Annotated in this window: 20 protein-coding genes; 10 read left to right on the forward strand and 10 right to left on the reverse strand. The window is 64.5% G+C overall.

The window, feature by feature from the left end:
• Window positions 1-18: 18 nt before the first annotated feature.
• The 4 genes from AC1RUR_RS02810 to AC1RUR_RS02825 all read right to left on the reverse strand — a co-directional run bounded on the left by AC1RUR_RS02810 (window position 19) and on the right by AC1RUR_RS02825 (window position 2,852).
• On the reverse strand, window positions 19-1,050 hold the full coding sequence (locus tag AC1RUR_RS02810) for an NAD-dependent epimerase/dehydratase family protein (protein ID WP_492841092.1): 1,032 nt from the start codon (window positions 1,048-1,050) through the stop codon (window positions 19-21).
• Between the two features lie 29 nt (window positions 1,051-1,079).
• On the reverse strand, window positions 1,080-1,598 hold the full coding sequence (locus AC1RUR_RS02815) for an Mpo1 family 2-hydroxy fatty acid dioxygenase (protein ID WP_492841094.1): 519 nt from the start codon (window positions 1,596-1,598) through the stop codon (window positions 1,080-1,082).
• A gap of 172 nt (window positions 1,599-1,770) precedes the next feature.
• Window positions 1,771-2,436 carry an OmpA family protein gene (locus AC1RUR_RS02820; RefSeq protein ID WP_492841586.1) on the reverse strand — a complete coding sequence of 222 codons (666 nt, stop codon included), beginning with the start codon at window positions 2,434-2,436 and terminating at the stop codon, window positions 1,771-1,773.
• Window positions 2,436-2,852, reverse strand: coding sequence for a hypothetical protein (locus tag AC1RUR_RS02825; RefSeq protein ID WP_492841096.1), 417 nt, complete (start codon window positions 2,850-2,852; stop codon window positions 2,436-2,438). The genes AC1RUR_RS02820 and AC1RUR_RS02825 overlap by 1 nt, the downstream gene beginning before the upstream one ends.
• A gap of 388 nt (window positions 2,853-3,240) precedes the next feature.
• Here AC1RUR_RS02825 and AC1RUR_RS02830 point away from each other — a divergent pair, with 388 nt between their 5' ends.
• Complete coding sequence (locus AC1RUR_RS02830) at window positions 3,241-5,778, forward strand: HD domain-containing protein (RefSeq protein ID WP_492841098.1); 2,538 nt, start codon at window positions 3,241-3,243, stop codon at window positions 5,776-5,778.
• Window positions 5,779-5,781: 3 nt separating this feature from the next.
• Here AC1RUR_RS02830 and AC1RUR_RS02835 read toward each other — a convergent pair whose 3' ends face one another.
• Entirely contained in the window at window positions 5,782-8,409 is a 2,628-nt protein-coding gene (locus tag AC1RUR_RS02835) for an ATP-dependent helicase (RefSeq protein ID WP_492841100.1), read from the reverse strand.
• Between the two features lie 237 nt (window positions 8,410-8,646).
• Between AC1RUR_RS02835 and AC1RUR_RS02840 the strand changes: the two genes are divergently transcribed.
• Window positions 8,647-8,817, forward strand: coding sequence for a DUF1328 domain-containing protein (locus tag AC1RUR_RS02840; RefSeq protein ID WP_458162376.1), 171 nt, complete (start codon window positions 8,647-8,649; stop codon window positions 8,815-8,817).
• A 78-nt stretch (window positions 8,818-8,895) separates the two neighbouring features.
• Here AC1RUR_RS02840 and AC1RUR_RS02845 read toward each other — a convergent pair whose 3' ends face one another.
• Window positions 8,896-9,402 carry a thioesterase family protein gene (locus tag AC1RUR_RS02845; RefSeq protein ID WP_492841102.1) on the reverse strand — a complete coding sequence of 169 codons (507 nt, stop codon included), beginning with the start codon at window positions 9,400-9,402 and terminating at the stop codon, window positions 8,896-8,898.
• A gap of 85 nt (window positions 9,403-9,487) precedes the next feature.
• On the opposite strand from AC1RUR_RS02845, the gene AC1RUR_RS02850 reads away from it, so the two are divergent.
• The 3 genes from AC1RUR_RS02850 (at window position 9,488) to AC1RUR_RS02860 (ending at window position 12,763) form a co-directional block, all read left to right on the forward strand.
• Window positions 9,488-10,912 carry an FAD-binding oxidoreductase gene (locus tag AC1RUR_RS02850; RefSeq protein ID WP_492841104.1) on the forward strand — a complete coding sequence of 475 codons (1,425 nt, stop codon included), beginning with the start codon at window positions 9,488-9,490 and terminating at the stop codon, window positions 10,910-10,912.
• 101 nt (window positions 10,913-11,013) lie between these two features.
• Window positions 11,014-12,306, forward strand: a complete 1,293-nt coding sequence (locus AC1RUR_RS02855) for a Spy/CpxP family protein refolding chaperone (protein WP_492841106.1) — start codon at window positions 11,014-11,016, stop codon at window positions 12,304-12,306.
• A 100-nt stretch (window positions 12,307-12,406) separates the two neighbouring features.
• On the forward strand, window positions 12,407-12,763 hold the full coding sequence (locus tag AC1RUR_RS02860; protein WP_492841108.1) for a hypothetical protein: 357 nt from the start codon (window positions 12,407-12,409) through the stop codon (window positions 12,761-12,763).
• A gap of 95 nt (window positions 12,764-12,858) precedes the next feature.
• Here AC1RUR_RS02860 and AC1RUR_RS02865 read toward each other — a convergent pair whose 3' ends face one another.
• On the reverse strand, window positions 12,859-14,352 hold the full coding sequence (locus AC1RUR_RS02865) for a caspase family protein (protein ID WP_492841110.1): 1,494 nt from the start codon (window positions 14,350-14,352) through the stop codon (window positions 12,859-12,861).
• A gap of 145 nt (window positions 14,353-14,497) precedes the next feature.
• Complete coding sequence (locus tag AC1RUR_RS02870) at window positions 14,498-15,418, reverse strand: LysR family transcriptional regulator (protein ID WP_492841112.1); 921 nt, start codon at window positions 15,416-15,418, stop codon at window positions 14,498-14,500.
• A gap of 96 nt (window positions 15,419-15,514) precedes the next feature.
• On the opposite strand from AC1RUR_RS02870, the gene AC1RUR_RS02875 reads away from it, so the two are divergent.
• Entirely contained in the window at window positions 15,515-15,958 is a 444-nt protein-coding gene (locus tag AC1RUR_RS02875; RefSeq protein WP_492841114.1) for a DoxX family protein, read from the forward strand.
• Window positions 15,959-15,960: 2 nt separating this feature from the next.
• Here the strand turns inward: AC1RUR_RS02875 and AC1RUR_RS02880 are convergent, their stop codons facing one another.
• Window positions 15,961-16,128, reverse strand: a complete 168-nt coding sequence (locus AC1RUR_RS02880) for a hypothetical protein (RefSeq protein WP_492841116.1) — start codon at window positions 16,126-16,128, stop codon at window positions 15,961-15,963.
• A 171-nt stretch (window positions 16,129-16,299) separates the two neighbouring features.
• Here AC1RUR_RS02880 and AC1RUR_RS02885 point away from each other — a divergent pair, with 171 nt between their 5' ends.
• Genes AC1RUR_RS02885 through AC1RUR_RS02895 form a run of 3 tightly spaced genes read left to right on the forward strand, consistent with a single transcriptional unit; the run spans window position 16,300 to window position 20,197 of the window.
• Window positions 16,300-17,331: a TRAP transporter substrate-binding protein gene (locus AC1RUR_RS02885; RefSeq protein WP_492841118.1), complete on the forward strand. Its 1,032-nt coding sequence runs from the start codon at window positions 16,300-16,302 to the stop codon at window positions 17,329-17,331.
• Between the two features lie 22 nt (window positions 17,332-17,353).
• Complete coding sequence (locus AC1RUR_RS02890) at window positions 17,354-19,207, forward strand: TRAP transporter large permease (RefSeq protein ID WP_492841588.1); 1,854 nt, start codon at window positions 17,354-17,356, stop codon at window positions 19,205-19,207.
• 12 nt (window positions 19,208-19,219) lie between these two features.
• Window positions 19,220-20,197, forward strand: a complete 978-nt coding sequence (locus AC1RUR_RS02895) for a hydroxyacid dehydrogenase (protein WP_492841120.1) — start codon at window positions 19,220-19,222, stop codon at window positions 20,195-20,197.
• Here the strand turns inward: AC1RUR_RS02895 and AC1RUR_RS02900 are convergent.
• Window positions 20,194-21,360 (reverse strand): ABC transporter substrate-binding protein, encoded by a 1,167-nt coding sequence (locus AC1RUR_RS02900; RefSeq protein ID WP_492841122.1) that lies wholly within the window; start codon window positions 21,358-21,360, stop codon window positions 20,194-20,196. The genes AC1RUR_RS02895 and AC1RUR_RS02900 overlap by 4 nt on opposite strands.
• A gap of 286 nt (window positions 21,361-21,646) precedes the next feature.
• Between AC1RUR_RS02900 and AC1RUR_RS02905 the strand changes: the two genes are divergently transcribed.
• Window positions 21,647-24,076: a bifunctional diguanylate cyclase/phosphodiesterase gene (locus tag AC1RUR_RS02905; protein ID WP_492841590.1), complete on the forward strand. Its 2,430-nt coding sequence runs from the start codon at window positions 21,647-21,649 to the stop codon at window positions 24,074-24,076.
• Window positions 24,077-24,124 lie beyond the last annotated feature (48 nt).

Here is a 24,124-nt window from a genome sequence, read left to right on the forward strand (position 1 = left end):
TTGCGTTAGGCGGCGGCTTTAGCCCGCGCGCGAGGAGAGCGCGTGTTGCTTGATGGCGCCGGAGGGCTGCACGCCGCCGCGGGCGAGCAGATAGGTGATGGTCTCGCGCAGGACCGGTTCGATCGGGCGCGGCGAATAGCCGAGCTCGTTACGGGCTTTGCCGATCGAAAGATCGCTCGCGGCCAGCGCGATGCGCACGCCTTCGGCAGTGCCGTTGGGCGGCCGGCGCGTGAAATTGTCGGACAGGTATTCGAGCATGATGCCGGAGAGCTCGGCGATCTTGCCGGGCACGACGACCGGGAACTGCCGGCGGCCGCTCATCGCCGACATCATCCGCAGGATGCGGCCGAGCGGGACGCAGTCGCCGCCGAGGATGTAGCGCTGGCCGTTGCGGCCGCGCTCCATGGTCAGCACGAGGCCCATGGCGACGTCGCGGACATCGACGAGATTGACCAGGAAGTTGAGATGCGGCTGCACCTTCTTCTGGAGGAAGTACCAGAGCATCGCAGTCGGCGGCGTCAGATTGTGGTCGGCAGCTCCAATCGGCATGGTCGGCGTGCCGATCACGAGCGGAAAGCCATCGGCCGCGGCCTTGGCGGCGTGATGCTCGGCGAGCGACTTCGAGCGCGTATAGGCGCCCGGCATCGCGTCGGCCGGCTGCAGCGCCTCTTCGGCGGCAACGCCGTTGAGGTCGGTATAGGGGAACAGGATCGATTCCGTCGAGCAGTGCAGGAAGCGCGACACGCCGTGCTTCATCGCGGCCGCGAGCACGACCTCGGTGCCGCGGCAATTGACGTCGTGGAAGTCCTGCTTGTTGGCGACCCACATGCCGGGCAGGCCGGCGAGGTGATAGACCTGATCGACGCCGGCCAGCGCGGCATCGACCGCGGCGCCGTCCAGCACCGAGGCATGAACATAGTCAACGTCGGCGTTCGCCGCGGCGGGCGGCCGGACATCGAGAACACGCACCCGCTGCCCGCGGGCGCGGAGCGCTTCTACGAGATGATGTCCGATGAAGCCACTGCCACCGGTAACCAGGACGAGAGCCATGAAGAAGGTTTGCTGTTTCGCTTCTGGAGCTATCGGGTTGAAAGGGAATTGGTCGGAAGAGGCGCCAGAATCGCGGCAAGGTCGCGACGGAAGCCCAATGCAATGAATAATTTCGCCATGACAAACATCGGTCCAAGCAGAAAATGCGTGGGGTGATCGACCATCGACGGCTGGCGTTCCTCGAATACCTTGTGGCCGACGATCTGCGCTGCGACGCCAAATCCGATCAGCACTGCAAAAATCGACCACATCATGACGATCGAGACCTGATTGCCGATCGCGGTTGCGACCGAAAGCAGCACGATCATCGCCGCGAGGATACCGAACCCGACCCCGGCGTCCAGCATCAGCCAGTATACCAGCACCGGAAGCGCCAGAATCACCGCCAGGCTCACCTCGATCCCGAAGACGGAGAAATGCACGAGGGTTAGCGGCAGCACGGCGCCGGTGAAGAGCAGCAGGATTCCGACCACGTGCATCGCGCAGTTCCAGGGATCGCGATGATATTCGACGTAGTCGGCCAGTTGGCGTTGAAAATAGCCAGCCATCTCAATCTCGTGCGGCACGGGGGGCGGGAAGGATGAAAAAAGCCTATAGCACCTGATAGGGCGGTGCACAAACCGGCACAATTGTCGCGCAAAGCCGTGCCGTCGTGCTGTGAAGCAGGTCACAAACGATCAGGACTTCAAAGGGTTCCGTCAGGCGCCGCGGCGCGCCTCCTCAGTGCTTCTTGGCGGGCTTTTTCGCCGCAGGCGCAGGTGCCGCAGCCGGGTGCGCAGGCGCCTCTTCCGGCACCTTGGCATAGGTCAGGATTTGCAACTGGCCGTTGACGGCGGAGGTCGGCTTCGCCCGGTCGAGAAACTGCTCCTCGCCGAGGCCGATCGGGTGCAGCCGCTTGGTCGAGATCTTGAACGTGTTCACCAGCACGTCGCGGATCGCGTCGGCGCGGCGCTGGCTCAGGATCGCGTTGGCCTCCCGCGTCTTCGAATTGGATTCGACATGGCCGACGATCAGGAAGGTGTAGGGCAGCAGCGAGGCGTGAACCAGCGCGTCCGCGATGCGGCCGACGGTCTGGTAGGACGCCGGCTGGATGATCGGCGTGTCGGCGTCGAACTGGATCTGCGCATTGAAGGCGGGCAGCTTGGCCAGATCAGGCGCGATCGGCGGCCGGTTCACCGGACCCGGATCGTTCTTGATCCTGGCCTTGGCGCGCTCCATCACCTGCTGTTTCAGCGCAGGAAGATCGATTTCGGCGGCCTCTTCGAAATGGTTCAGCTTGCCGACGATGTCGTCGCGGGTCGGCGGCGCCGTCTGCGCGCCCGCTGCGCCCGTGAGCAAGGCGAGACCGAATGCGATGCCGGCGGTGGAGAGCCTCTTCGCGCGCATCATCGATACCCCGCGTCGTCCACGGCCTTCAGGCAGTTGTTGCTGATGCCCTTGGGTGTCGAGACCAGGCAGGGGACCGATTTGCTGGTCTCCTTGGTCGAGCCGCCGCAGACCTTGACGATCTCGCGCTGGCAGGCGTTCGCCACCGTGATGCGTGCGGCGACGCGCTTCTGGATGGCGTCGAAGACGCCGAGATAATCGCTCTGGCACTGCGGCGAGAGCACGTCGCGGTTACGCGACAGGCACTCCTTCAGCCGGGTCGAGTCCGGATTGACGCCGCGGCAATTGGCGACGATCTCCGCACCGCAGCTCGCCGCCAGCTTTCCGATCGAATCGCCAAAGCTCATGGTCTCCGCCGCCGCAAGCGACGGCATAACCAATGCCAGCAAGATCAGTGTGATGGAGCCCCGGACCATGGGCGCATCTGATACGGGGAAGTTCGCGGTGGTCAAGGGGCGTTCGGGCGAGAACTGTCGAGAGTCCGGCGAGTGCGGCGAACAGTCCTCACTCCTCGGTGCTGGGGGATTCGATCCGGGCCACCAAGTGGTTCCCCACAGGCGGGATCGGCGTCAAGCTCGGCCAGCGTTCTCGGCGGGGGACGTTGGTGGTCCTCCCCGATCAGGTCTTGCGCGTAAGGCGCGAGCGCTTCGGATGCGTTCTCCAAGGCCCAGGAGCTCCTCAATAGGACTCTTTATACCTCCCTCTAATCCGCCAATTGGGGACGTGTGCGCATCTTGCAACCTAAGCGGTTGGCATGGCAGCGTATTTCAACTTTTGGATTCGTCCCCAAAGACGGCGGAACATATGACTTTCACAACTTATCAAGAAACAAAATTGTGGAAAAACGCGTTTTCTGAACCTCGGAAGGACTCAAGTTCTGACGAGCAAAAGTTCTTTCAAACCCAGTATCAACTACTCAGAGAAAAAGCCGCAGCGTTGGTCGCTTCGATCGAGGGAGACGTTCCGGGACTTACAGTGCATGACATCGGCCACCTTGATGCTTTGTGGGATATGGCGTCACTAATTGCCGGCGACGTCATAGATTTGAATCCTCCCGAGGCCTTTGTCTTTGGCGCGGCTGTTCTTCTGCATGATGCTGGCATGAGCTTGGCAGCCTATCCAGGCAGAGTGGCCGACCTAAAATCGACGACTACCTGGAAAGACCTCGCAGCTCTCTCTTCCACTACGACAGGTGCTGTAAACGAGAGAGAACTCACTTCTTTCGTTCTTCGAAAGCTTCACGCAGAAAAGGCAGGCGAACTTCCCGTTCAACCGTTCTTCCTGGCTAAAGATCAACAACTCTTCCTTATCGAGGAGGTCGATCTGCGACGGTTCTATGGAAGATCGATTGGTCTTTTGGCGCATAGCCACTGGTGGTCAGTAGAACGCGTCGAGGAGGAATTTACAGCGGCCTTGGGAGCGTTTGCTCCCTATACAAGATGCCCTGTCAATCGGCTAAAATTAGCATGCTTGCTTCGGGTGTCGGACGCCATTCATTTGGATCGGAGGCGTGCCCCAATCTTTAGGAGGGCGTTGGTCGATCCTCACGGAGTATCGTTAGCTCACTGGGTGTTTCAGGAGAAGCTAGCATCGCCTCAATTGGAAAATGACTGTTTGGTCTTCACAGCCAGTAGTGTGTTTCCACGTGCGGAGGCAGGTGCATGGTGGCTTGCATACGAGTCTATTGTTTATGCAGACCGGGAGCTCGTAAATTCGAATAGGTTGTTGAGGGAGCGAACCGGCTTTGAATTTTCTGCGAAGCGCATCAAGGGCTCGCTTACGCCGGAAGACTTCTCCAGATTTATTCCCGTCGAGGGTTGGAAGCCCGTTGAGTGTAAGATCCATGCATCGAGCATTCCACGGATAGTAGAAAGCTTTGGTGGAAGTAAGCTCTACGGCGATGACCCGCTCGTTGCTGTACGCGAGCTGATCCAGAATGGTCGCGATGCCATTGATGCGCGGCGTCGAAGACAGAGCCGCGCAAAAACGTGGGGATCAATACGACTAAGCAGCTTTAGTCGAGATGGCACAACTTGGCTCGCGATCGAGGACAATGGTGTCGGTATGTCTGAGCGAGTCTTGGCGGGGCCGTTGATTGATTTTGGCGTATCACTTTGGAGCTCACCGCTACTTCATGAAGAGTTTCCTGGGCTTGCCACCATCGGCGTCAATCCGGTCGGTAGATTTGGAGTTGGATTTTTTTCCGTCTTCATGCTTGGAAAGCGAGTAAGAATAATTTCGCGGCCATATGATCACGGAGAGGATCAAGCGCTAGTTCTGGAGTTTTCTGAAGGTCTGGCGAGTCGGCCGGTGCTTTATCGCCCCCTTCCGACCGATATTGTGCCAGTGGATGGCGGTACCCGTGTTGAGGTCACTCTTGAAGGTCCTGATGCATTTGGCTTCCAAAGGCGCGAGGCTCGAGGAAAAGCCAAGGGGATTGGTTTTAAGTCGATGGTTGCCGCAATCGCTCCAACGATCGATGTTAATATTCAAGTTGAGAAGGAGACGGTCATAAGGCCGTCTGACTGGCGAAAACTTGAGCCAAAGAAGCTGTGCCAGAGATTCTTGCCCTCGATGGAGCACTTGCGTGTTGGGACCGTTCCAGAAGACGTAAATCGCCTAATGTCCCCAATTTTTGGTGATGGGGGTGAGATGGCTGGACGAGCAATGATTTGGCCATCCGGTGAGTACACCCAAGCCGCAATTGTAACAGTTGGCGGAATGACTGCGTCCGGTTTGCTGAACGTTGCCGGGATTCTTGAGGGTGAACCAGCAACTGTTGCGCGGAATGAAGCAAGTTTGCGTATCGATATGCGCAGCCAAGGAATTTGGGCTACCGAACAAGCGAAGCTGCTTAAGCGGCAGCGGTACGAACCAATTCTTGAAGCGAAGGTTGCAGAAATCGTCTTGGGGTGTGGAGGTGATCCGAAAAATCTATTTGTTGCAAAGCTAGGGAGCAACTGGCTTAGCTCGAATGATCTCGTCAAAGTCTTACGGTCTGCGGAAGAAATCTCGGTTCACTTTGGAGAGATCGTGTTTGACGAAGAGGATGGAATCCCCCGAAGCTCATTTGACGTTTTTTTTCAGCAGTTGGGCGATGTTCTTATGCTTCCGCAGTATGACGGCAGGATAAGGCCAGTTTCGCATCGGTCGGCGGTTTATGATTTCAGATTCTATGACGAATATCTTGTACAGGAGTGGTTCTTTCAAACGATCGAGAGACTTTGGAAGTCTCTTGAGCAAGAGGAAACCGAAGGCGTGGTGGGTTTCGTTGACGGTGTTGAAATTAGGCGGAACATCACATTGTTTAGGAAGAGCGTGAGCGGCAGAACGCGTCGTTAGGCTTCACGCCCGCTGCACGAAACTGTCCACGACCTTCTTCTCGCCGGCCTTGTCGAAGGCGATGGTGAGCTTGTTGCCGTCGATCCTGGTGACGCGGCCGTAGCCGAATTTCTGGTGGAAGACGCGGTCGGCGAGCGAGAATTCCGAGGTCGTGCCGGTGGATTTGGCGACCAGCTCGCCCTCGATCGTCATCGGTCCGCGGCGGCGCGAGGAGAAGCTGCCGAAATCGGGCGAGGACGACGAGGAGGAGAAGGTCGAGGCCTCTTCCTCGAAACCGCCGCTTCGGCCCCCGCCAGTGCGGCCTTGTCCTGTCGCCTGGCCCCGGTTGCGATTGGCCTGGGCGCGCTGCCAGCCCGGCGTCGAATAGGTCGACCCGAACGCCTCCATGTCGTCGAAGCGCGAGGCGCCGTAGCCGCCGGTGCCGCCCCAGGCCGAGCCGCCCTTGGATTCCGTGATCTCGACATTGGCCGCCGGCAGTTCGTCGAGGAAGCGCGACGGGATCGTGGTCGACCAGGTGCCGTGGATCCGCCGGTTGGTCGCGAAATAGATCATGGCGCGGCGCCGCGCCCGGGTCAGGCCGACATGGCCGAGCCGGCGCTCTTCTTCCAGCCCGGCGCGGCCCTGTTCGTCCAGGGTGCGCTGGCTCGGGAACAGGCCTTCCTCCCAGCCCGGCAGGAATACGTTGTCGAATTCGAGCCCCTTGGCCGAATGCAGCGTCATCAGCGACACCGCGTCCTCGTCGGCGCCGCTGTCGCGGTCCATCACCAGCGAGATGTGCTCCAAAAACCCTTGCAGGTTCTCGAACTCCTCCATGGAGCGCACCAGCTCCTTGAGGTTTTCGAGTCGGCCCGCGGCATCTGCCGAACGGTCCTTCTGCCACATCTCGGTATAGCCGCTCTCGTCGAGCACGATCTGGGCCAGATCAGTATGCGCGGTGACCTCGCGCTGGGCGCGCCAGCGGTCGAACTGGGCGACGAGGTCGCGCAAGGAGCCGCGCGCCTTCGGCTTCAGCTCGTCGGTCTCGACCACCGCACGGGCGGCCTCGAACAGCGGAATGCGGCGCTTGCGGGCGTGGTCGTGCAGCATCTGCACGGTGGCATCGCCGAGGCCTCGCTTGGGCGTGTTGACGATGCGCTCGAAGGCGAGATCGTCGGCCGGCGAATTGATGACGCGCAAGTATGCCAGCGCGTCGCGGATTTCGGCGCGCTCGTAGAAGCGCGGGCCGCCGATCACGCGATAGGGCAGGCCGAGCGTGACGAAACGGTCTTCGAACTCGCGCATCTGGTAGGAGGCGCGCACCAGGATCGCGATCTCGTTGAGCTTCTCGCCCTGGCGCTGGATCTGCTCGATCTCCTCGCCGATGCCGCGGGCTTCCTCTTCGGAGTCCCACGAGCCCGTGACCGTGACCTTCTCGCCCTCGACGTCCTCGGTGCGCAGCGTCTTGCCGAGCCGGCCTTCGTTGTGCGCGATCAGGTGCGAGGCGGCGGCGAGGATATGGCCGGTCGAACGGTAATTGCGTTCGAGGCGAATGACCTTGGCGCCGGGAAAATCGTGCTCGAAGCGCAGGATGTTGTCGACCTCGGCGCCGCGCCAGCCATAGATCGACTGGTCGTCGTCGCCGACGCAGCAGATGTTCTTGACGTGGGGTGTCTTCTCCTCCCCGTCCTTCACGGGGAGAGGGTCGCGGTGAGCGGCTGTCTCCACGAGCGCGGTCTCTGGAGAGTCCCCCTCACCCGCATCGCTCAGGCGCGCAATTGCGCTGCCGGGCGATGCGACCTCTCCCCGCACGCGGGGAGAGGTGAGGGAAGACGGCGCCTGCGACAGCAGCCGCAGCCACAGATATTGCGCGACGTTGGTGTCTTGGTACTCGTCGACCAGGATGTATTTGAAGCGCTGCTGGTATTGCCGCAGGATGTCCGGGTGCTCGCGGAAGATGCGGATGTCTTCGAGCAGCAGATCGCCGAAATCGGCGGCATTCAAGATCTTCAGTCGCTCCTGATAGTTCGCATAGAGCTTGCCGCCCTTGCCGTTGGCGAAGACGGCGGCTTCGCCCGAGGGCACCTGCGACGGCGTCAGGCCGCGGTTCTTCCAGCCGTCGATCAGGCCGGCCAGCATGCGCGCCGGCCAGCGCTTGTCGTCGATGTTGTCGGCCTGGAGCAGCTGCTTCAGCAGCCGGACCTGGTCGTCGGTGTCGAGCACGGTGAAGTTCGACTTGAGCTGTGCCAGCTCGGCATGGGTGCGCAGGATGCGGCCGCCGATGGAATGGAAGGTGCCGAGCCACGGCATGCCTTCCACCGCGTGGCCGAGCATCTGGCCGAGCCGGTGCTTCATCTCGCGCGCGGCCTTGTTGGTGAAGGTCACCGACAGGATCTCGGCGGGGCGGGCGCGGCCCTGGCTCAGGATATGGGCGATGCGCGTGGTCAGCACGCGGGTCTTGCCGGTGCCGGCGCCGGCCAGCACCAGGACCGGGCCGTCCAGCGTCTCCACCGCCTCGCGCTGCTCCGGATTGAGCCCGGACAGATATTTCGGGCCCACGGAGGCGCGCGCACGCGCGGCGATGCCGCCGGCCGCGGGCTGGTGGTCGGGGACGTCCTGGGAGGTGATCTTGCTCGGCTCGGTCATGCGAATCATTTGGCCCCACGATGGCACCGCGGGGTGACGGGAGGGAGCCTTCATAACAGGGATGGTGCCTATATGGGGCGCCGGTGCGGGGTTTTCCACGTGCGCGGCAGGCCGATTTGTTCCTCCAGGAGCCGCTAATTTCCACCCTTCATGCGGCGGAACCATCGTTTCCGCGTCGAGATTGTCTTGGCAGGTGGCGCGGCCCAGCCGCGCCGACGCAGACAACATCAAGACGAGGGTTTGACCATGCTTGGCTGGGTTGTGACGTTTCTGGTTATCGCACTGATCGCCGGTATTCTGGGCTTTGGCGGCATCGCCGGCGCATCGATCGAAATCGCCAAGATCATCTTCTTCATCGCGATCGTGCTGTTCCTGGTCTCGGCCGTGGTCGGATTGGCCCGCGGCCGCAGGATATAGGTGTGACCTGGCAAGAAGCGTGTTTCACCTCTCCCGAAGGGGGAGGTGAACCAAAATCGGCTGACGATATTTGAGCCACTAACGTTTCGAGGGCATCGCCACGCTACGGCCGATGCCCTCGGGCCGGGTTAGGGCGCGGTGAGCCTTGGCGATGCCTGCAATGCGCTGCTGGATGTCGGGCGGAAACGCCGCAACGCGCCGCGCCTTCATGTCCATGTGCAGCGACATGTTCTCCGAGGTGGCCGAGAGCCAGCCTTCGGTGGCGTGTCTCATCTCCTCGAACGTGTGCAGCCGCTTGTCGTCGGCTTCCAGCAGCCACACCAGGATCCGCACGGGATCGCCGAGGTGGATTTCGCGCAGGTACCGCACATGGCATTCGGCGGTGAAGGTCGAGCCGTGACGCTCCTTCTTGTAAGTGGGACCGATGCCGAGCTCGAGCCAGAACTCGTCGATCGCCCGGTCGAACATCACGTTGTAATAGGCCATGTTGAGATGGCCGTTATAGTCGATCCATTGCGGCTCGACCTGCATGATCGAGGCGTGGAACGGCTCGGGCTTGGGCGCAACGGTGGCAGTCTCCGGCATGTGTTCTTCCCTAGCTATGCGTCCGGTCGCTTGACTTGACCGGTTAGATGTCCTTTGCCACGTTCCTTCTGTCGGAGGAATTTCCGTGGGTACGACCATCACCAATAATCCGCCGCGGCCGGAGCCGAAAGCCCTTGCGAGCGCGCTCGAGCAGCTTGCCGCACGCTTCGGCAACCGCCTCATCACCTCGCAGGCCGTCCGCGAGCAGCACGGCCATACCACGACATGGATTCCCAACCAGCCGCCCGATGGCGTGGTGATGGCGCAGGAGACCGCCGACATCCAGGACGTGGTGCGGATCTGCGCCAAGAACCGCGTGCCCGTGATCGCCTTCGGCACCGGCACCTCGCTGGAGGGGCAGGTCAATGCACCCGCCGGCGGCATCTCGATCGATTTGCGCGACATGAACAAGGTGCTCGCGGTGCATGCCGAGGATCTGGACTGCGTGATCCAGCCCGGCGTCACCCGCAAGGCGCTCAACGAGCATCTGCGCGACCAGGGCCTGTTCTTTCCGATCGATCCCGGTGCGGACGCTTCGCTCGGCGGCATGGCCTCGACGCGCGCCTCCGGCACCAATGCGGTGCGCTACGGCACCATGCGCGACAGCGTGCTGGCGCTGAAGGTCGTGCGCGGCGACGGCGCGATCATCACGACAGGCACGCGCGCCAAGAAATCATCCGCCGGCTACGACCTGACGCATCTGTTCGTCGGTGCCGAAGGCACGCTCGGCATCATCTCCGAGCTGACCATCCGCCTGCGCGGCATCCCCGAGACGATCGCGGCCGGCGCGGTGTCGTTTGAGACGGTTCACGGGGCGTGTCAGGCAGTGATCCTGGCGATCCAGACCGGCATTCCCGTGGCGCGCATCGAGCTGCTCAATGCCGCGCAGGTGAAGGCCTGCAATGCCTATTCCAAGCTGACGCTGCCAGAGACGCCGCTGCTCCTCATGGAATTCCACGGCAGCGAGATCGAGGTCGCCGAGCAGTCCAAGGCGTTCGGCGAGATCGCCAGGGACTGCGGCGGCGGTGATTTCTCCTGGACCACGAAGCCGGAAGATCGCACCAAGCTGTGGCAGGCCCGGCACGATGCCTATTGGTCCGTGAAGGCGCTGCGGCCCGGCGACAGCATCGGCGTGGTCGCCACCGACGTCTGCGTGCCGATCTCGCGGCTTGCGGAATGTGTCGGCGAGACCGAGGACGATCTCAAGCGGCTCAATCTGCTGTCGCCGATCGTCGGTCATGTCGGCGACGGCAATTTCCACTGCTCGCTGGTCTGCGACACCAACGATGCCGACGAGATGGCGCGCGGCGAGGAGTTCATGCATCGCCTGGTCGAGCGCGCGCAGGCGATGGACGGCACCTGCACCGGCGAGCACGGCATCGGCCAGGGCAAGCAGAAATATCTGAAGGCGGAACTCGGCCCCGAGGCGCTCGACGCGATGCGGGCGCTGAAGCAGGCGCTCGATCCCCAAAACATCTTCAACCCCGGCAAGATCGTCCCGGAGGCGTAGGCCCGCGCGCTCAGGATCGGGAACTTTTGGCAGTGCTGCCGGTTCCAGATCCCGCCAAGGTTCCGATGCCTCGATGGCAGGGCTCTGCGCGGGAGGATGCGATGGTGCGACCGGTCGTTGGGATTGCCGCAGTGGCACTTGCCTGCATTCTGGCGGGCGCGGCTCTGGCGAAGGGCGGACATGGCGGCGGCCATGGAGGAGGGCACGGCGGCGGTCATGGCGGTGGCCATCGCGGCGGCGGCCATTTCCACGGCCACGGGCACGCGCAAGGGGGCGGGCATCATCGCGGGATGCGGTTTGCCCCCAGCGCCCGACGCGGCGGCCCAAATTTCGGTCAGATCCGCAACGCGGCGATACGGCCCGCGAACTTCCGCAACGCCCTGAACGCCAGCGCACTCCGGAACGGCCGGCTGATCAGCAATCCGGCGGCGCGTGCGCAGATCGCGACCGCGGCCGCGCTTGCCGGCTGGCACGGTGCGAGCAGTGGATGGTGGCAGCATGCGGGCGGCGGCTATGGCTGGGTCGGACCGCTGTTCTGGCCGTTCGCCTATAACGACCTCTACGATTACACGATCTGGGGCGACGGGCTCGGCTTCTGGGGCTACGGCTATCCGGACATCTATGCCGGCATTTTTGGTCCCTATGGCTATGATGGCCTGTCGGCCTATCTGCCGCAGCGTCCGCAGGGACGACGGCGGGCGCGAAGCGCTCCGCTCGACCAGCTCTGCGGCAGCGACCGCCGCGAGATCGTTGGCCTGCCCATCGATCAGATCGCATCCGCAGTGCAGCCGACGGACGTGCAAGGTGCTGATCTCGATGCGCTCGGCAATGCCTCGATCGACGCCGCAGGGCTGATCCGCACGTCCTGTCCGACGCAGGTCGCAGCGACGGCGCCCGGCCGGCTCGCGACGATGCAGCAGCGTGTCGAGGCGATGCAGAAGGCGGTCGATCTGGTCCAGCCGGCACTCGACAAGTTCTACGGTTCGCTTGTCGACGAACAAAAGGCGCGCTTCAACGCGCTGGCCGATGACCAGCGGCGCGCGACGGCGCCCGGCAATGCCAATGGCTCGCTCGTCCAGAATTGCGGCGCGTCCCTCGCGCTCGATTGGCCCGGCGCCGAGCTCGAGCAGAGACTTCGTCCAAACGACACCCAGCGCGCCGCGTTGCAAGTGCTCCAGGATACCAGCGCCAAGGCCAACGCATCCCTCAAGGCTGCCTGCCAGCCCGGTGACGTGATGACACCACCGGCGCGCCTGGTCGCGATCCGCAAGCGGCTCGACGTGATGCTGGACGGCATCAAGTCGGTGCGCGGGGCGCTCGACGATTTCTACGCCACGCTGAATGACGAGCAGAAGGCGCAGTTCGAGGCGATCGGGCCGCGCCGCACGTCCTGAACGTGTCGCACGCGAACCGGCATGCGGAAAAAACTGCCTCGCCGATCTCGATCCGGTTCAATATGGTGGGCGCGTCTGCAAGATCGCGGGTGGCGGAGCGATGACGTGGTTCGCGAGGCAAACGCCGAGGGACATCTGGGACGAAGCGATCGAATGGCCCCTCGGCGACATCGAGGCCGCCGAACGCATCCGTGCGATCTGTGAGGCCGCGCGCGCGGCAGGCTCGGCGCGGAGTGACAAGCGTGAAGGCCAGCGCTACGAGCGCGCGGCCAAGGTCGCGATGGAAATCGCCATGAAGATCGCCGACGGCCTGATGCGCGACGATGCGGTTCGCCGCATCGTCGATCTCTGCATGATGGCGAGCGACGTCAAGACCGCGCAGATCCTGTTTCGCGCGATCCATACCAGCTGGATCCGCGAGACGGTGCAGCGGGATCATCCGACACTGGTGCAGTAACAGTCCCGTGCCGAATGCGCCAGCACGATTGCCGCAGCAGCGAAGTCCGCAAGCCATCGGCTTGCGGACATCTCTTCGCGGCGCGGGCGGGAGCCTCAATAACGGCCGCGGTCGTGGTGATAATCGCCGCCGCGACCGCCGCCACCCATGCCCATGCCAATTCCGATCCCGATGCCGATGCCTTGCAACACGGCGCCTGGCGGCGGGCCGCGATCCGGCGGCGGGGCGCGCTCGTAGACCACTTCCTCGGACGGAGGAGCAGGCCGGCGCTTGGGCGGGGTCTCGACCACCTTGCGCTTCGGCGGCGGGTCGTCGACGCGCTTCTTGATCACCGGCGCGACCGCCGGGTTGACCGGCGAGGCTGGCGGGGTGGGCGTCGAGCACGGGCAGGTCGGCGCCATTGCGACGGCGATCGGCGCGGGGGACGCCGCGGCGGCAACCGGCAAGGCATAGTTGCGGTTCTGCACGCGAAGCAGCAGCCGGCGTGCGGTCGCGGCGAGATCGCTGCTATCCCAGTTCGCGAGATAGGCCTCGAACGAGGCGCGGGTATTGATCGCGGTGGCGCGCTCCCAGGCCAGCATCTGGCGCCGGCGCTCCAGGACCGTGCGCAGGCGCTGCGTGTAGGAGGCTTGTGCGTAGAGCTCGATATAGGCCTGATAGGCCTCTACGGTGTCTTCAGCGATCACGAGATCGTAGGCGACCTTGGCGTCCTTGCCCTGCAAATCCCTGCGCCAGTCCGCGACGCTGCGTGCACCGCCGGCGAGCGCCATGGCGGAAGCGCCGGGAAGAGCAGGCTGACCGCCACTGCTCTCGCCGCCGAAGAATTTGAAGTCGGTCGTCAGCGAGGAGCTTTCCCAGGGGATCTGCCGCCCGTCGGTCGATTGCGCCACGGCGATGCGGATGCGCTTGAACACTTCCTCGATCGGCAGGTTCGGTTGCTTCACGATCGAGAGCGCCGCGGTGGTGTAAGGGCTGTCGATGCCGGAGCCGTCCTCGGCTTCGGCGCCGGGCGAGGTCGAATAGGAAATGAAGGAGCCGGGCGCGCCCGCCTTGGTGTCGACGATCGCAAGTCCGTGGCCGGCGCCGCTGAGCGCGGGGAAGGGATTGTTGCGGCAGGCATCGAGCATGAAGATGCGCGCCCGCGTCGGCAGCGCGCCGAGCGTGTTGAGCAGATCGTTCAGCCGCACGCCCTGGAGCGGAATGTCCGCCTCGCGCTTGGGATCGAGATCGACCGGCACCAGATAGTTCTCGCCGTCGATCTGGAGCCCGTGGCCGGCATAGAACACCAGCGCGACGGTGTCGGAGCCGCTGGCGCTGACCTTGCCGGCGAAATCCGAGATCGCCGTGCGCATCTCGTTCTGCGCCAGATTGGCCGCCGTGGTGACGGTGAAGCCGGCATTGCCGAGCATCTCGGTCATGCCCTTGGCGTCGTTGGCGGCGTTGGGCAGCTCCGGCACGGTGCGATAGGCGGACTGGCCGATCACGAGCGCAAGCCGCGCTTCGGCGGCCGCTTCCGTCGGCGTCATCAATTGCGTGAGCGCGAGGAAGCTGGAGGCAAGGAACAAGTTACAAAGGATTGGGCGGCGCATGATGTCACCTCCATCGGCAATGGGCGCGAGGATGTCACCTTTTCTAGTCGCGCGCCATGACCCTGTCTGTGCACTGGATCACGCTGCGGGCTGCGGCAAAATGGGCAGCGGGACTGCCGCAGCCGGCGCGCCGGGCCGTGCGCCGTCAGAACAGTCCGCGGTCCCAGGGCGGGTCAGGCGCAAAACGCGCGGCGAGAAAGTCGATGAAGGCGCGTACCTTGGCCGGCGGACGGCGGTCGTGCAGATAGACTGCATGGACCGCGGAGGTCTGGATCTCCGGCTGGTCGAGCGGAAGCGCGACCAGCGTGCCGGCGCGCAGATCGTCGGCGATGATGAAGGTCGGCTGTCGCGCGAGACCGAGGCCCGCCAATGTTGCCGCGCGCAGCGCATCGCCATTGTTGGCGCGCAAGGTGCCGCCGACCTGGACGCGAATCTCGCCGTCGACGCCGAACAGCCATTCCGCCGCGCTCGACTGCTGCGAGAGCGTGTAGCCGAGACAATTGTGAGTGGCGAGATCGGCGACGCGGCGCGGCGTGCCGTGCTTCGCCAGGTATGAAGGCGCTGCGCAGACGACCAGGCGGTTCGGCGCGAGCCGCCGCGCCACCATGCTGGAATCGCGCAGCTTGCCGATGCGGATCGCGAGGTCCCAGCCTTCCTCGGCAAGATCGACGAGGCGGTCGTTGAGGCCGAGCTCGACGGTGACCTCGGGATGGGCTGCCGAAAACTCCGCAATCACCGGCGCGATCTGCCGCGTGCCGAACACGACGGGGACGTTGACCCGCAGCAGCCCGCGCGGCTCGACACGCTCGCGCGCCACCGCTGCGTCGGCAGCCTCCATGTCGGCGAGGATGCGCTCGGAGGATTCCAGATAGTTCCGTCCGGCCTCGGTGATCCACAGCCGCCGCGTGGTGCGGTGGAACAGTCTTGTGCCGAGCCGGGCCTCGAGCGCGGCGACATGCTTGGTCACCATGGTCTGTGACAGGCCCATGGCCCGGGCCGCGCCGGACAGGCTGCCGATCGCCGCCACCTTGGCGAAGACCTCCAGGCTGGTCAGCCGGTCGAGCATTTATTTCACTCTCATGGTGTGAGGTATAATTCCAAAATAGCTGATTATCATTGAATTTGAAATAGATCATAGCGCAGTGCAGCAAAGGAGACCGCCATGATCGATTCCCGTACCGCTCCCTACGCCGCGCTCGTGCTGCGCGTAACGCTGGGCGCGCTGTTCCTCGCCCACGCCGGCCTGAAGCTGTTCGTGTTCACCCCCGCCGGCACCGCAAAGTTCTTCGGCAGCCTCGGCTTCCCGCCCGAGCTCGCCTATCTCATCATGACGGTGGAAGTGCTCAGCGGCGTCGCGCTGATCCTCGGCGTCTGGACCCGCTATGCGGCGCTGGCCGGCATTCCGATCCTGCTCGGGGCGATCTTCACCGTGCATGGCGCCGCCGGTTTCTTCTTCACCAATCCGAAGGGCGGCTGGGAATTTCCCGCCTTCTGGGCAATCGCGCTCGCGGCGCAGGCCCTGCTCGGCGACGGCGCCTATGCGCTGCGTCCGTCCCGCGATGTCGCGGCGGCAAGCGGGCAGCTCAGCGGCGCGCATTCGCGCTGAGGTCACGGCATCCGTTCAAGCGTGAAAGCCGCGGGATCACGATCCCGCGGCTCGTGCCGTTTCGCACCGATCAATCTGCGTTCGGCATTGATCCATACCTGAATTGGATCGATCCGCGTCGATCCGGCATGGCGGGCGTTGTCGCTGCCGTGCGGCATGATCGAAAACACCGATAAATACAGGCGTTCCGCTGCGTCTCTGCCGGCGCGCCTGCTTCTTGCACCGTCGCGGCGCCCCCGGCCGCAACCCTTGCCTGGGCCGTCGCTTTGGCCATACAGTCCAGGCAAAGGCGGCGGCAATGATCGCGGCCGCGAATAAAAAATACCGGGAGAGACCGCACCATGACCATCGTGCCCGTGAACCGTCGCGCGTTCATCAAGTCATCGGCGGCGGTCACCGCCGGCCTCGTGCTCTCTCCCGCGATCATCGGCCGTGCCGAAGCTGCGACGCTGAAGCTGAAATGCTCCTCCTCGCTGCCGAACGACCCGAAATACGCCAACGGCCGCGTCTACTACGACAACCTCGTCAAGAACCTGAAGGCGAACGGCCTCGGTGAGCAGATCGAGGTCGCCTTCTTCCCGGACAACCAGCTCGGCCAGGAAATCGACGTCATCAATTCGGTGAAGCTCGGCGTCATCGACCTCATGGTGTCGGGCTCGTCGATCTCGGCCAATCTGACGCCGCTGGTCGGCACCTTCGACCTCGGCTATCTCTTCACCAGCTTCGAGCAGCAGACCAAGGCGTTCGATGCCGGCGCCGCCAAGCCGATCGAGGATGCCCTGCTCAAGGGCAGCAACATCCGCATCATCGCCTGGGCCTATAATTTCGGCGCCCGCAGCGTGCTGGCGAAGAAGCCGGTGAAGACGCCGGAGGATCTGGCCGGCCTCAAGATCAGGACGCTGCCCAATCCCGTCATCACCGAATGCCTGCGCCTGATGGGCGCCGCGGCAACGCCGCTCGCCTTCGGCGAGATCTACACCGCGCTCCAGGCCGGCGTGCTCGACGGGCTCGAGCACGACGCGCCGACCATCCTCGCCAGCAAGTTCTTCGAGACCTCGAAGCACTATGCGACGACGCAGCACATCTTCTCGCCGCTCGCGATCTATTTCAGCGACATGACCTTCAACCGCATGGACCCGAAGCTGCGCGAAGGTTTCCTCGACGCGGCGAAGAAGGCGGCGGCCGACAGCCGCACCCATGGCCGCGCGGTCGAGAAGGAGGCGCTGACGACGCTCGGCGAGAAGGGCGTGACCGTGATCGAATGCGACCGCGAGGCCTTCCGCAAGCGCGTGTTGCCGCAGACCGAGAACTTCATCAAGGCGCGGCCGGAATCCAAGGCCATCATCGACATCATCCGCGCGACGCAAGCTTGAGATGGCCAAATCTGAACTGACCATGACAGCCGCCATGCCCCTCTCGGGCGGCCGCCACGGGAGCATTACGCTGCTGCTTCGCCTCAGCGACGCGATCGCGGCCCTTCTCCTGGCTGCCGATCTCGTGGTCGTCTGCGCGTCCGTGCTGCTGCGCTTCTTCTTCAACGCGCCGGTCGAATGGTCCGACGACGTCGCGCGCGGATTGATGGTCGGCTCGGCGTTCTTCGGCGCGGCGAGCGCGCTGGCGCGCGGCGAGAATGTCGGCGTGTCCTTCTTCCGCGACCTCCTGCCGGTCCGCCTGCGCACGCTGGTCGACGCCGCCAGCGCGCTGCTGGTGGTGCTGATCTCGGGCTACGTCGCCTATCACGCCATCAAGCTCGGCTCGCTCACGGCGGGCCAGACCACCGGCTCGGGCCTGCCGCTGGAGCTGACTTTCTATCCCATGGGCGTCGGCGCGCTGTTCATGACGGTGTTCGCGATCGATCAGCTCTGTGCAAGGCCGCTTCCGGATATCGTCAGGGGCCTCGTTGCGATCGTCATCGTCACTGGCCTTTATCTGGCCTGGGATTATCTGTCGCCGTCCTCGGTGCCGTCGGCGGGCACCTTGATGCTGATCGGCTTCTTCGCAACCCTGTTCGGCGGATTGCCGATCGGATTCGCGCTGGCGCTGGCCGCGCTGATCTTCATCTGGGTCGAGGGTGCGCTGCCCGGCGTGATCTTCGCCCAGCAGATGGCGCGCGGCATCGACAATTTCGTGCTGCTCGCGATCCCCTTCTTCATCCTCGTCGGCTACCTCATGGAAGCCAACGGCATGTCGGTGCGCCTGATCGAATTGTTGCAGCGTGCCGTGGGGCGCATGCGCGGCGGCCTCAACGTCGTGATGGTGGCCTCGATGGTGCTGTTCTCCGGCATATCGGGCTCGAAGATGGCCGATGTCGCCGCGGTCGGCTCGGTGCTGATCCCGGCGGCGCGCCGCTCCAAGCAGAATCCCGGCGGCGCGGTGGCGCTGCTCGCCGCGTCCGCGGTGATGGCGGAGACCATTCCGCCCTGCATCAACCTGATCATTCTCGGCTTCGTCGCAAACCTGTCGATCGGCGGCCTGTTCGTCGCCGGCCTGCTGCCGTCGGCGCTGATGGCGCTGGTCCTGATCGCCGTCTCCATCATCTTCGGCAAGCGGCCGACGGAAGCCGAGGACGTCGAGCCGCAGATGCCGGTGTCGGGCCTGTGGAGCGGCGCGATCGCCTCGTTCGGCCTGATCTTCATGATCTTCTTCGGCTTCAAGAGCGGCTTTGCCACGGCCACGGAAATCTCCGCGTTTGCCGTGGCCTATGCCCTCGTCGTCGGCAGCCTGGTGTTCCGCGAGCTCGGCTTCAAATCGGCCGCGCACAGTTTCGTGCAGGCGGCGACCCGCTCCGGCCTCGTGCTGTTCATCGTCGCCGCCGCGCAGTCGCTGGCGTTCACGCTGACCTTGCAGCAGGTCCCGCATGCGGTCGGCGACTTCATGCTCGGCTTGTCGAAGACCTCAGGCGTCTGGCTGTTCATCCTGCTCGCGATCGCGGTGCTGATCGTGATGGGCTCGGTGCTGGAAGGCGCGGCCGCGCTGATCATCTTCGGGCCGCTGCTGCTGCCGGTGGCCGTGCAGCTCGGCATCGATCCCCTGCATTTCGGCGTCGTGCTCGTCATCGCGATGGGCATCGGCCTGTTCGCGCCGCCGCTCGGGCTCGGGCTCTATGGCGCCTGCCTGATCGGCAACGTGCCGATCGAGCAGACGGTGAAGCCGATCATGGGCTATCTTGGCCTCTTGTTCCTTTGCCTGCTCGTCATTGCGTTCGTGCCATGGCTCTCGACCGCGCTGCCGCGAGCATTCGGCTACTGACGGAGTCTTGTCTTGAAAGTGTTGCTCGCCCATACGCCGGAGATGCGCCGCAATTACTACGGCGACCGCAGCCTGAACGGCCTGCGCGCGGCCGCCGAGGTGATCCTCCACGAAGGCGATCAGCCGCTGGACGCAGCGAGCCTCGTCCGCGCGGCCAAAGACGTTGACATCATCGTCGCCGATCGCATGACGGAAGGGCGCGGCGAGATCTTTGCGCAACTGCCGCATCTGCGCGCCTTCGTCCGCTGCGCCGTCGATATCCGCAACGTCGACGTCGACGCGGCCTCGAAGGCGGGCGTGCTGGTGACCCGCGCCGGCCCCGGCTTCGTGCAGGCGGTGGCCGAGCTCGCGCTCGGCTTCATGGTCGATCTCTCCCGCGGCGTGTCGCGAACGACGGCCGACTACCAGGCCGGCCGCAAGCCGGAGGCGCGGATGGGCCGCCAGCTTGGCGGCAGCAAGATCGGCATCATCGGCTATGGCAGCATCGGGCGCTATCTCGCCGAAATCGCCAGGGTGCTGCGCATGGAGGTGCTGGTCTGCGACCCCTTCGCGACCGTCAGCGACGGCGCGATCCGGCAGGTCAGCCTCGACGAGCTCCTCGCCGCATCGGACTACGTGGTCTGCCTCGCCATCGCCAACGAGCAGACCGAGAATTTGATCGGGGAGGCGGCGCTGGCGCGGATGCAGAAGCACGCCGTGTTCATCAATCTGTCGCGCGGCAACCTCGTCGACGAGGCGGCACTGGCACGCGCGCTGTGCGAGAACCGCATCGCCGGTGCGGCGATGGATGTCGGCCGCGCGCCCGACCAGATGCCGACGCCGGAGCTGGCCAAACTTCCGAACGTCATCGCCACGCCCCACGTCGGCGGCCTGACGCCGCAGGCGATCGAATACCAGTCGCTGGAAACCGTGCGGCAGGTGGAGGCGATCGTCAAAGGCGAGGCGCCGCAGGGCGCCGTCAACGCCGAGCGCTGGACGCGGCGGCCCTAAAGCCGATCCACCGCCTTGAACGTCCCGTCCTTCTGGATCACCGTCAAAAACACCTTCGGCGGCGTGTCGATCGCGTGCGTGCCGACGGTGACGACGTTGCCGCTGATGTCGAAGCGGCCGACGTCGTTGATGGCGCGCAAGAGGCTCGCGCGCGTCGGTTTCGGTCCGGCCTTTTCCAGCGCCGCGGCTGCGAAGCGGCCGGAGAGATAGCCTTCGAGCGACACGAAGTCCGGTGTCAGCACCGGGTCGAACGCCGCCTGTGCCGCCTGGTAGTCCGCGACGAGCTTGAGCGAGCGATCCCAGGGGAATGGCACGACCTGCGAGACGATGACGCCTTCGCCGTCGGGGCCGAGCTCCTTGGCGAGCGCGTTGGCGCCGACGAAGGAGATGTTGACGAAGGTCGGATAGGCGCCGCTGCGGTGCGCGAGCTTGATGAACTCGGCGCAGGGACCGTAGGTCCCGACCATGACGATGGCCTCGGGCTCGGCGCGCTTGATCATCCGCCAGGCCGCGGCGACCGCGCGGGTGTTGCGCTCGAAAGTGCCTTCGGCGGCAAGCTCGAGACCGCGCTTGGCGAGCGCGCGCTTCACGCCGGCCAGACCGTCGCGGCCGAATGAATCGTCCTGGTAGAAGATGCCGATGCGGGTGAATCCGCGGTCCTCGGTGAGGTGCTTGATCCACGCTTCGGCCTCCGCGCCGTAGCTAGCGCGGATGTTGACGACGTTTGGAAGCTCGAGGTCGCGCAGGAACTCGGCGCCGGTGAACGGACCGATGAAGGGGACGTTCCTCGCGCTGGTGATCGGTATCGTCGCGATTGCGGTCGGCGTGCCCACCGCGCCGATCAGCGCGAACACCTTGTCGTTCTCGATCAGCCGCAACGTCTGCGCCACCGAACGATCAGGATCGTAGCCGTCGTCGCGGCTGATGAGCTGGAGCTTGCGGCCATGGACGCCGCCCTTGCCGTTGATCTCGGTGAACGCCGCGACGATGCCTTGCCGCATGCGCTGTCCGAGCGCGGAGGAGGGGCCTTCGAGTGCGGCCGCCTGGCCGAACAGGATCGCATCGTCGCTGACGCCGATCTCGTCGCCTTTCGCGGGCAGCATTGCAGCGGCCAGCAAGGCGATGGTCAAGGCGGCGTATGTCGTGGGTCGCGATCGTGTCATGTGGATGCTTGTCGGATGCAGGACGCGTTGCGGAAACGATAGCCGTGCGGGCTGAACAGGTCGCTAACCCGCGCCATGCCGACGTTCCGTAAGACTCCGGGCAAAACCGGCAACTTACTGCCAGTCTGCCGCAACTTGCAGGGCAATCGTTAACTAAGCCGCGCAATGCCGGCCGAGCGGGTTCCGAAATTTTGCAGTTCTTAACCCCGATCCTTGTCCGATAGTGGTTCCGGGGGCTCAACCAGAAGTTCGAGCTGCCGTGCCGATGGGGGACTTGCGGATCAAGATGGGCGGTCGCGATCAGAACGATCAGGATCGGAGACGGACGACCGGATGGTGGCGTGCCGCGCCGCTGCTCGGGCTCTATCGCCCTGCGCTGGTCGCAGTCGCCGTCGGGCTGCTGTTCTCGATCGCGGGCGCGGCCGCCGTCGCGCGGTGGGAAAACCGCGTCAACAAGATCGAGTTCGAGAACGCGGCCGAAACCGAAGCGATCGTCATGCAGAATGGCATGGGCGAGTACATCAGCAGGCTCGTCGCGCTGCGCACGCTGTTCGAATCGACCAACGACGAAATCACCCGCAGCGAATTCGAGACCTTCAGCGCGCGCCTGTTCGAGCGCCATCCCGGCATGCTGCGCATCGCCTGGCTGCCGCGCGTCAACCGCAAGGAGCGCGCCGAATACGAGGCCGCCGCGATCGCGGATGGCGTGTCCGGCTATCGCATCAAGTCGCTCCAGGGCGGCGGCTTTGCGACGGCGCCGCAGAGCGACGAATATTTCCCGGTGTTCTACTCGACCCAGCCGAAGACCTCACAGGTCTACGGCATGGACTATGCGACCGTCCCGGAACGCCGTGCGGCCCTGGAGCGGGCGCGCGACAACGATCGGATCGCGGCGATCCGCGCCCGCCTCTTCGAACCCAGGGATAGCGGACGGCTGCCCGACGTCCTCGTGGCCATTCCCGTCTATGCCAAGGGGACGTCGCGCGAGACAATCGCGGACCGGCGCCGCAATCTGGCCGGCTTCGTCGTCGGCGTGTTCGACCTGCCGATGCTGGTCCAGTCCATTCGCGTGACCACCGGCGCAAGCCCCGCGGTCAGCGTCAACGTCTATCCGCCCTTCACGGGCCAGATCGTCAGCCTGGAGGAAATCCGGCCGGATTATTCGTCGGCCGCCACGGCGCCGCAGTCGATGCGGGACGTCGCGCGGGCCCTGCACTGGTCGGGCAATCTCAAGATCGGCGACACCGACTGGCAGGTGCGCGCCATGCCGACGGCTGGCGGCGCGCTGGAGACGTCCTACGATCGCGCGGTCGCGGTCTTCATCGTCGGCATGCTGCTGACATTGTCGCTGTCGACCTATCTCATGCTCGCAAGCCGCAATTCGCGGCGATTGTCGCTGGCGAACCGACGGGTGCTCGAGCTCGCCCAGACCGACATCCTGACCGGGCTGCCGAACCGCGCCTTCTTCCTCGCCCGGCTCGACGCTCTCAACAGCCAGCTCGACGGCAGGGGGGAGAGCTTCTCGATTCTGATGCTCGATCTCGACCGCTTCAAGAACGTCAACGATTCCCTCGGTCACGGCGCCGGCGATGCGCTGCTGCGCCAGGTGGCGCAGCGGCTGAAATCCGCGCTACGCGCCAGCGACGTGCTGGCACGGCTCGGCGGCGACGAGTTCGCCATCATCCAGGAAGGCTGCGAGGACCAGCGCGTCTGCTCCACCGAGCTGGCGGGCCGGATCGCCAAGCTCGTCGCCGAGCCGTTCCTCCTGCCCGGACATCGCGTCGAGATCGGCACCAGCATCGGCATTGCGATCGCGCCGGATCATGGCAGCGACCAGGAGCAGTTGCTGAAAAAGGCCGACCTCGCGCTCTACCGCTCGAAATCGGCAGGCCGCAACTGCTTCACCATCTACGACGAGGCGATGTCGGCCGAGCTCGAGGCGCGCAACACGCTGGAAGGCGATCTGCGCGACGCCATCGCGCGCTGCCAGCTCGAGGTACACTACCAGCCGTTCGTCGATGCCCTCAGCGGCCAGCGGCGCGGCTTCGAGGCGCTGGTGCGCTGGCGGCATCCGACGCGCGGATTGATTCCGCCGGACCAGTTCATTCCGCTTGCCGAGGAGACCGGGCTGATCGTCCCGCTCGGCGAATTCGTGCTGCGGCGCGCCTGCGCGGACGCGACCGGCTGGCCCTCCGATCTCGCGGTCGCCGTGAACCTGTCGCCGATCCAGTTCAAGGAAGCCGAGCTGTTCGAGGTGATCTGCGCGGCGCTCGCGGCGTCCGGCCTGCCGCCGGAACGGCTGGAGATCGAGATCACGGAATCCGTGCTGCTGGAACGCGGCGGCGAGAACCACGCCTTCATGGAGCGGCTGAAGGGCATCGGCATCGAGCTCGCGCTCGACGATTTCGGCACCGGCTATTCCTCGCTCAGCTATCTGACCGCGTTCCCGTTCGACAAGATCAAGATCGACAAGTCGTTCATCCGCAACCTCACGCATCAGCCGCGCAGCTCCGCCATCATCTCCTCGATCGTGACGCTGGCGCGCGGGCTCGACATGTCGGTCACCGCCGAGGGCGTCGAGACCCGCGAGGAGTTCGAGCGGCTGAAAGCGCTCGGCGTCAATTTTGCGCAAGGCTATCTGTTCGGGCGTCCGCAGCCGGTCGACCAGATCGCATTCGACGCGCCCGTTCAGTCTTCGCGGCTCGACGCCGCCTGAGCGCGCGCCTCGTCCTTCGAGACGACCGCTTCGCGCTCTCCTCAGGAT

The organism is Bradyrhizobium sp. GW821-FHT12B03, assembly GCF_058807535.1.

What these genes read in the sequence shown, in the direction of transcription:
- AC1RUR_RS02820 (WP_492841586.1), bottom strand. Translation starts at nt 2,436, where the DNA reads ATGCGCGCGAAGAGGCTCTCCACCGCCGGCATCGCATTCGGTCTCGCC.
- AC1RUR_RS02815 (WP_492841094.1), bottom strand. Translation starts at nt 1,598, where the DNA reads ATGGCTGGCTATTTTCAACGCCAACTGGCCGACTACGTCGAATATCAT.
- AC1RUR_RS02905 (WP_492841590.1), top strand. Translation starts at nt 21,647, where the DNA reads ATGGGCGGTCGCGATCAGAACGATCAGGATCGGAGACGGACGACCGGA.
- AC1RUR_RS02830 (WP_492841098.1), top strand. Translation starts at nt 3,241, where the DNA reads ATGACTTTCACAACTTATCAAGAAACAAAATTGTGGAAAAACGCGTTT.
- AC1RUR_RS02885 (WP_492841118.1), top strand. Translation starts at nt 16,300, where the DNA reads ATGACCATCGTGCCCGTGAACCGTCGCGCGTTCATCAAGTCATCGGCG.
- AC1RUR_RS02860 (WP_492841108.1), top strand. Translation starts at nt 12,407, where the DNA reads ATGACGTGGTTCGCGAGGCAAACGCCGAGGGACATCTGGGACGAAGCG.
- AC1RUR_RS02890 (WP_492841588.1), top strand. Translation starts at nt 17,354, where the DNA reads ATGACAGCCGCCATGCCCCTCTCGGGCGGCCGCCACGGGAGCATTACG.
- AC1RUR_RS02875 (WP_492841114.1), top strand. Translation starts at nt 15,515, where the DNA reads ATGATCGATTCCCGTACCGCTCCCTACGCCGCGCTCGTGCTGCGCGTA.
- AC1RUR_RS02845 (WP_492841102.1), bottom strand. Translation starts at nt 9,402, where the DNA reads ATGCCGGAGACTGCCACCGTTGCGCCCAAGCCCGAGCCGTTCCACGCC.
- AC1RUR_RS02835 (WP_492841100.1), bottom strand. Translation starts at nt 8,409, where the DNA reads ATGATTCGCATGACCGAGCCGAGCAAGATCACCTCCCAGGACGTCCCC.
- AC1RUR_RS02825 (WP_492841096.1), bottom strand. Translation starts at nt 2,852, where the DNA reads ATGGTCCGGGGCTCCATCACACTGATCTTGCTGGCATTGGTTATGCCG.
- AC1RUR_RS02855 (WP_492841106.1), top strand. Translation starts at nt 11,014, where the DNA reads ATGGTGCGACCGGTCGTTGGGATTGCCGCAGTGGCACTTGCCTGCATT.
- AC1RUR_RS02810 (WP_492841092.1), bottom strand. Translation starts at nt 1,050, where the DNA reads ATGGCTCTCGTCCTGGTTACCGGTGGCAGTGGCTTCATCGGACATCAT.
- AC1RUR_RS02870 (WP_492841112.1), bottom strand. Translation starts at nt 15,418, where the DNA reads ATGCTCGACCGGCTGACCAGCCTGGAGGTCTTCGCCAAGGTGGCGGCG.
- AC1RUR_RS02865 (WP_492841110.1), bottom strand. Translation starts at nt 14,352, where the DNA reads ATGCGCCGCCCAATCCTTTGTAACTTGTTCCTTGCCTCCAGCTTCCTC.
- AC1RUR_RS02840 (WP_458162376.1), top strand. Translation starts at nt 8,647, where the DNA reads ATGCTTGGCTGGGTTGTGACGTTTCTGGTTATCGCACTGATCGCCGGT.
- AC1RUR_RS02900 (WP_492841122.1), bottom strand. Translation starts at nt 21,360, where the DNA reads ATGACACGATCGCGACCCACGACATACGCCGCCTTGACCATCGCCTTG.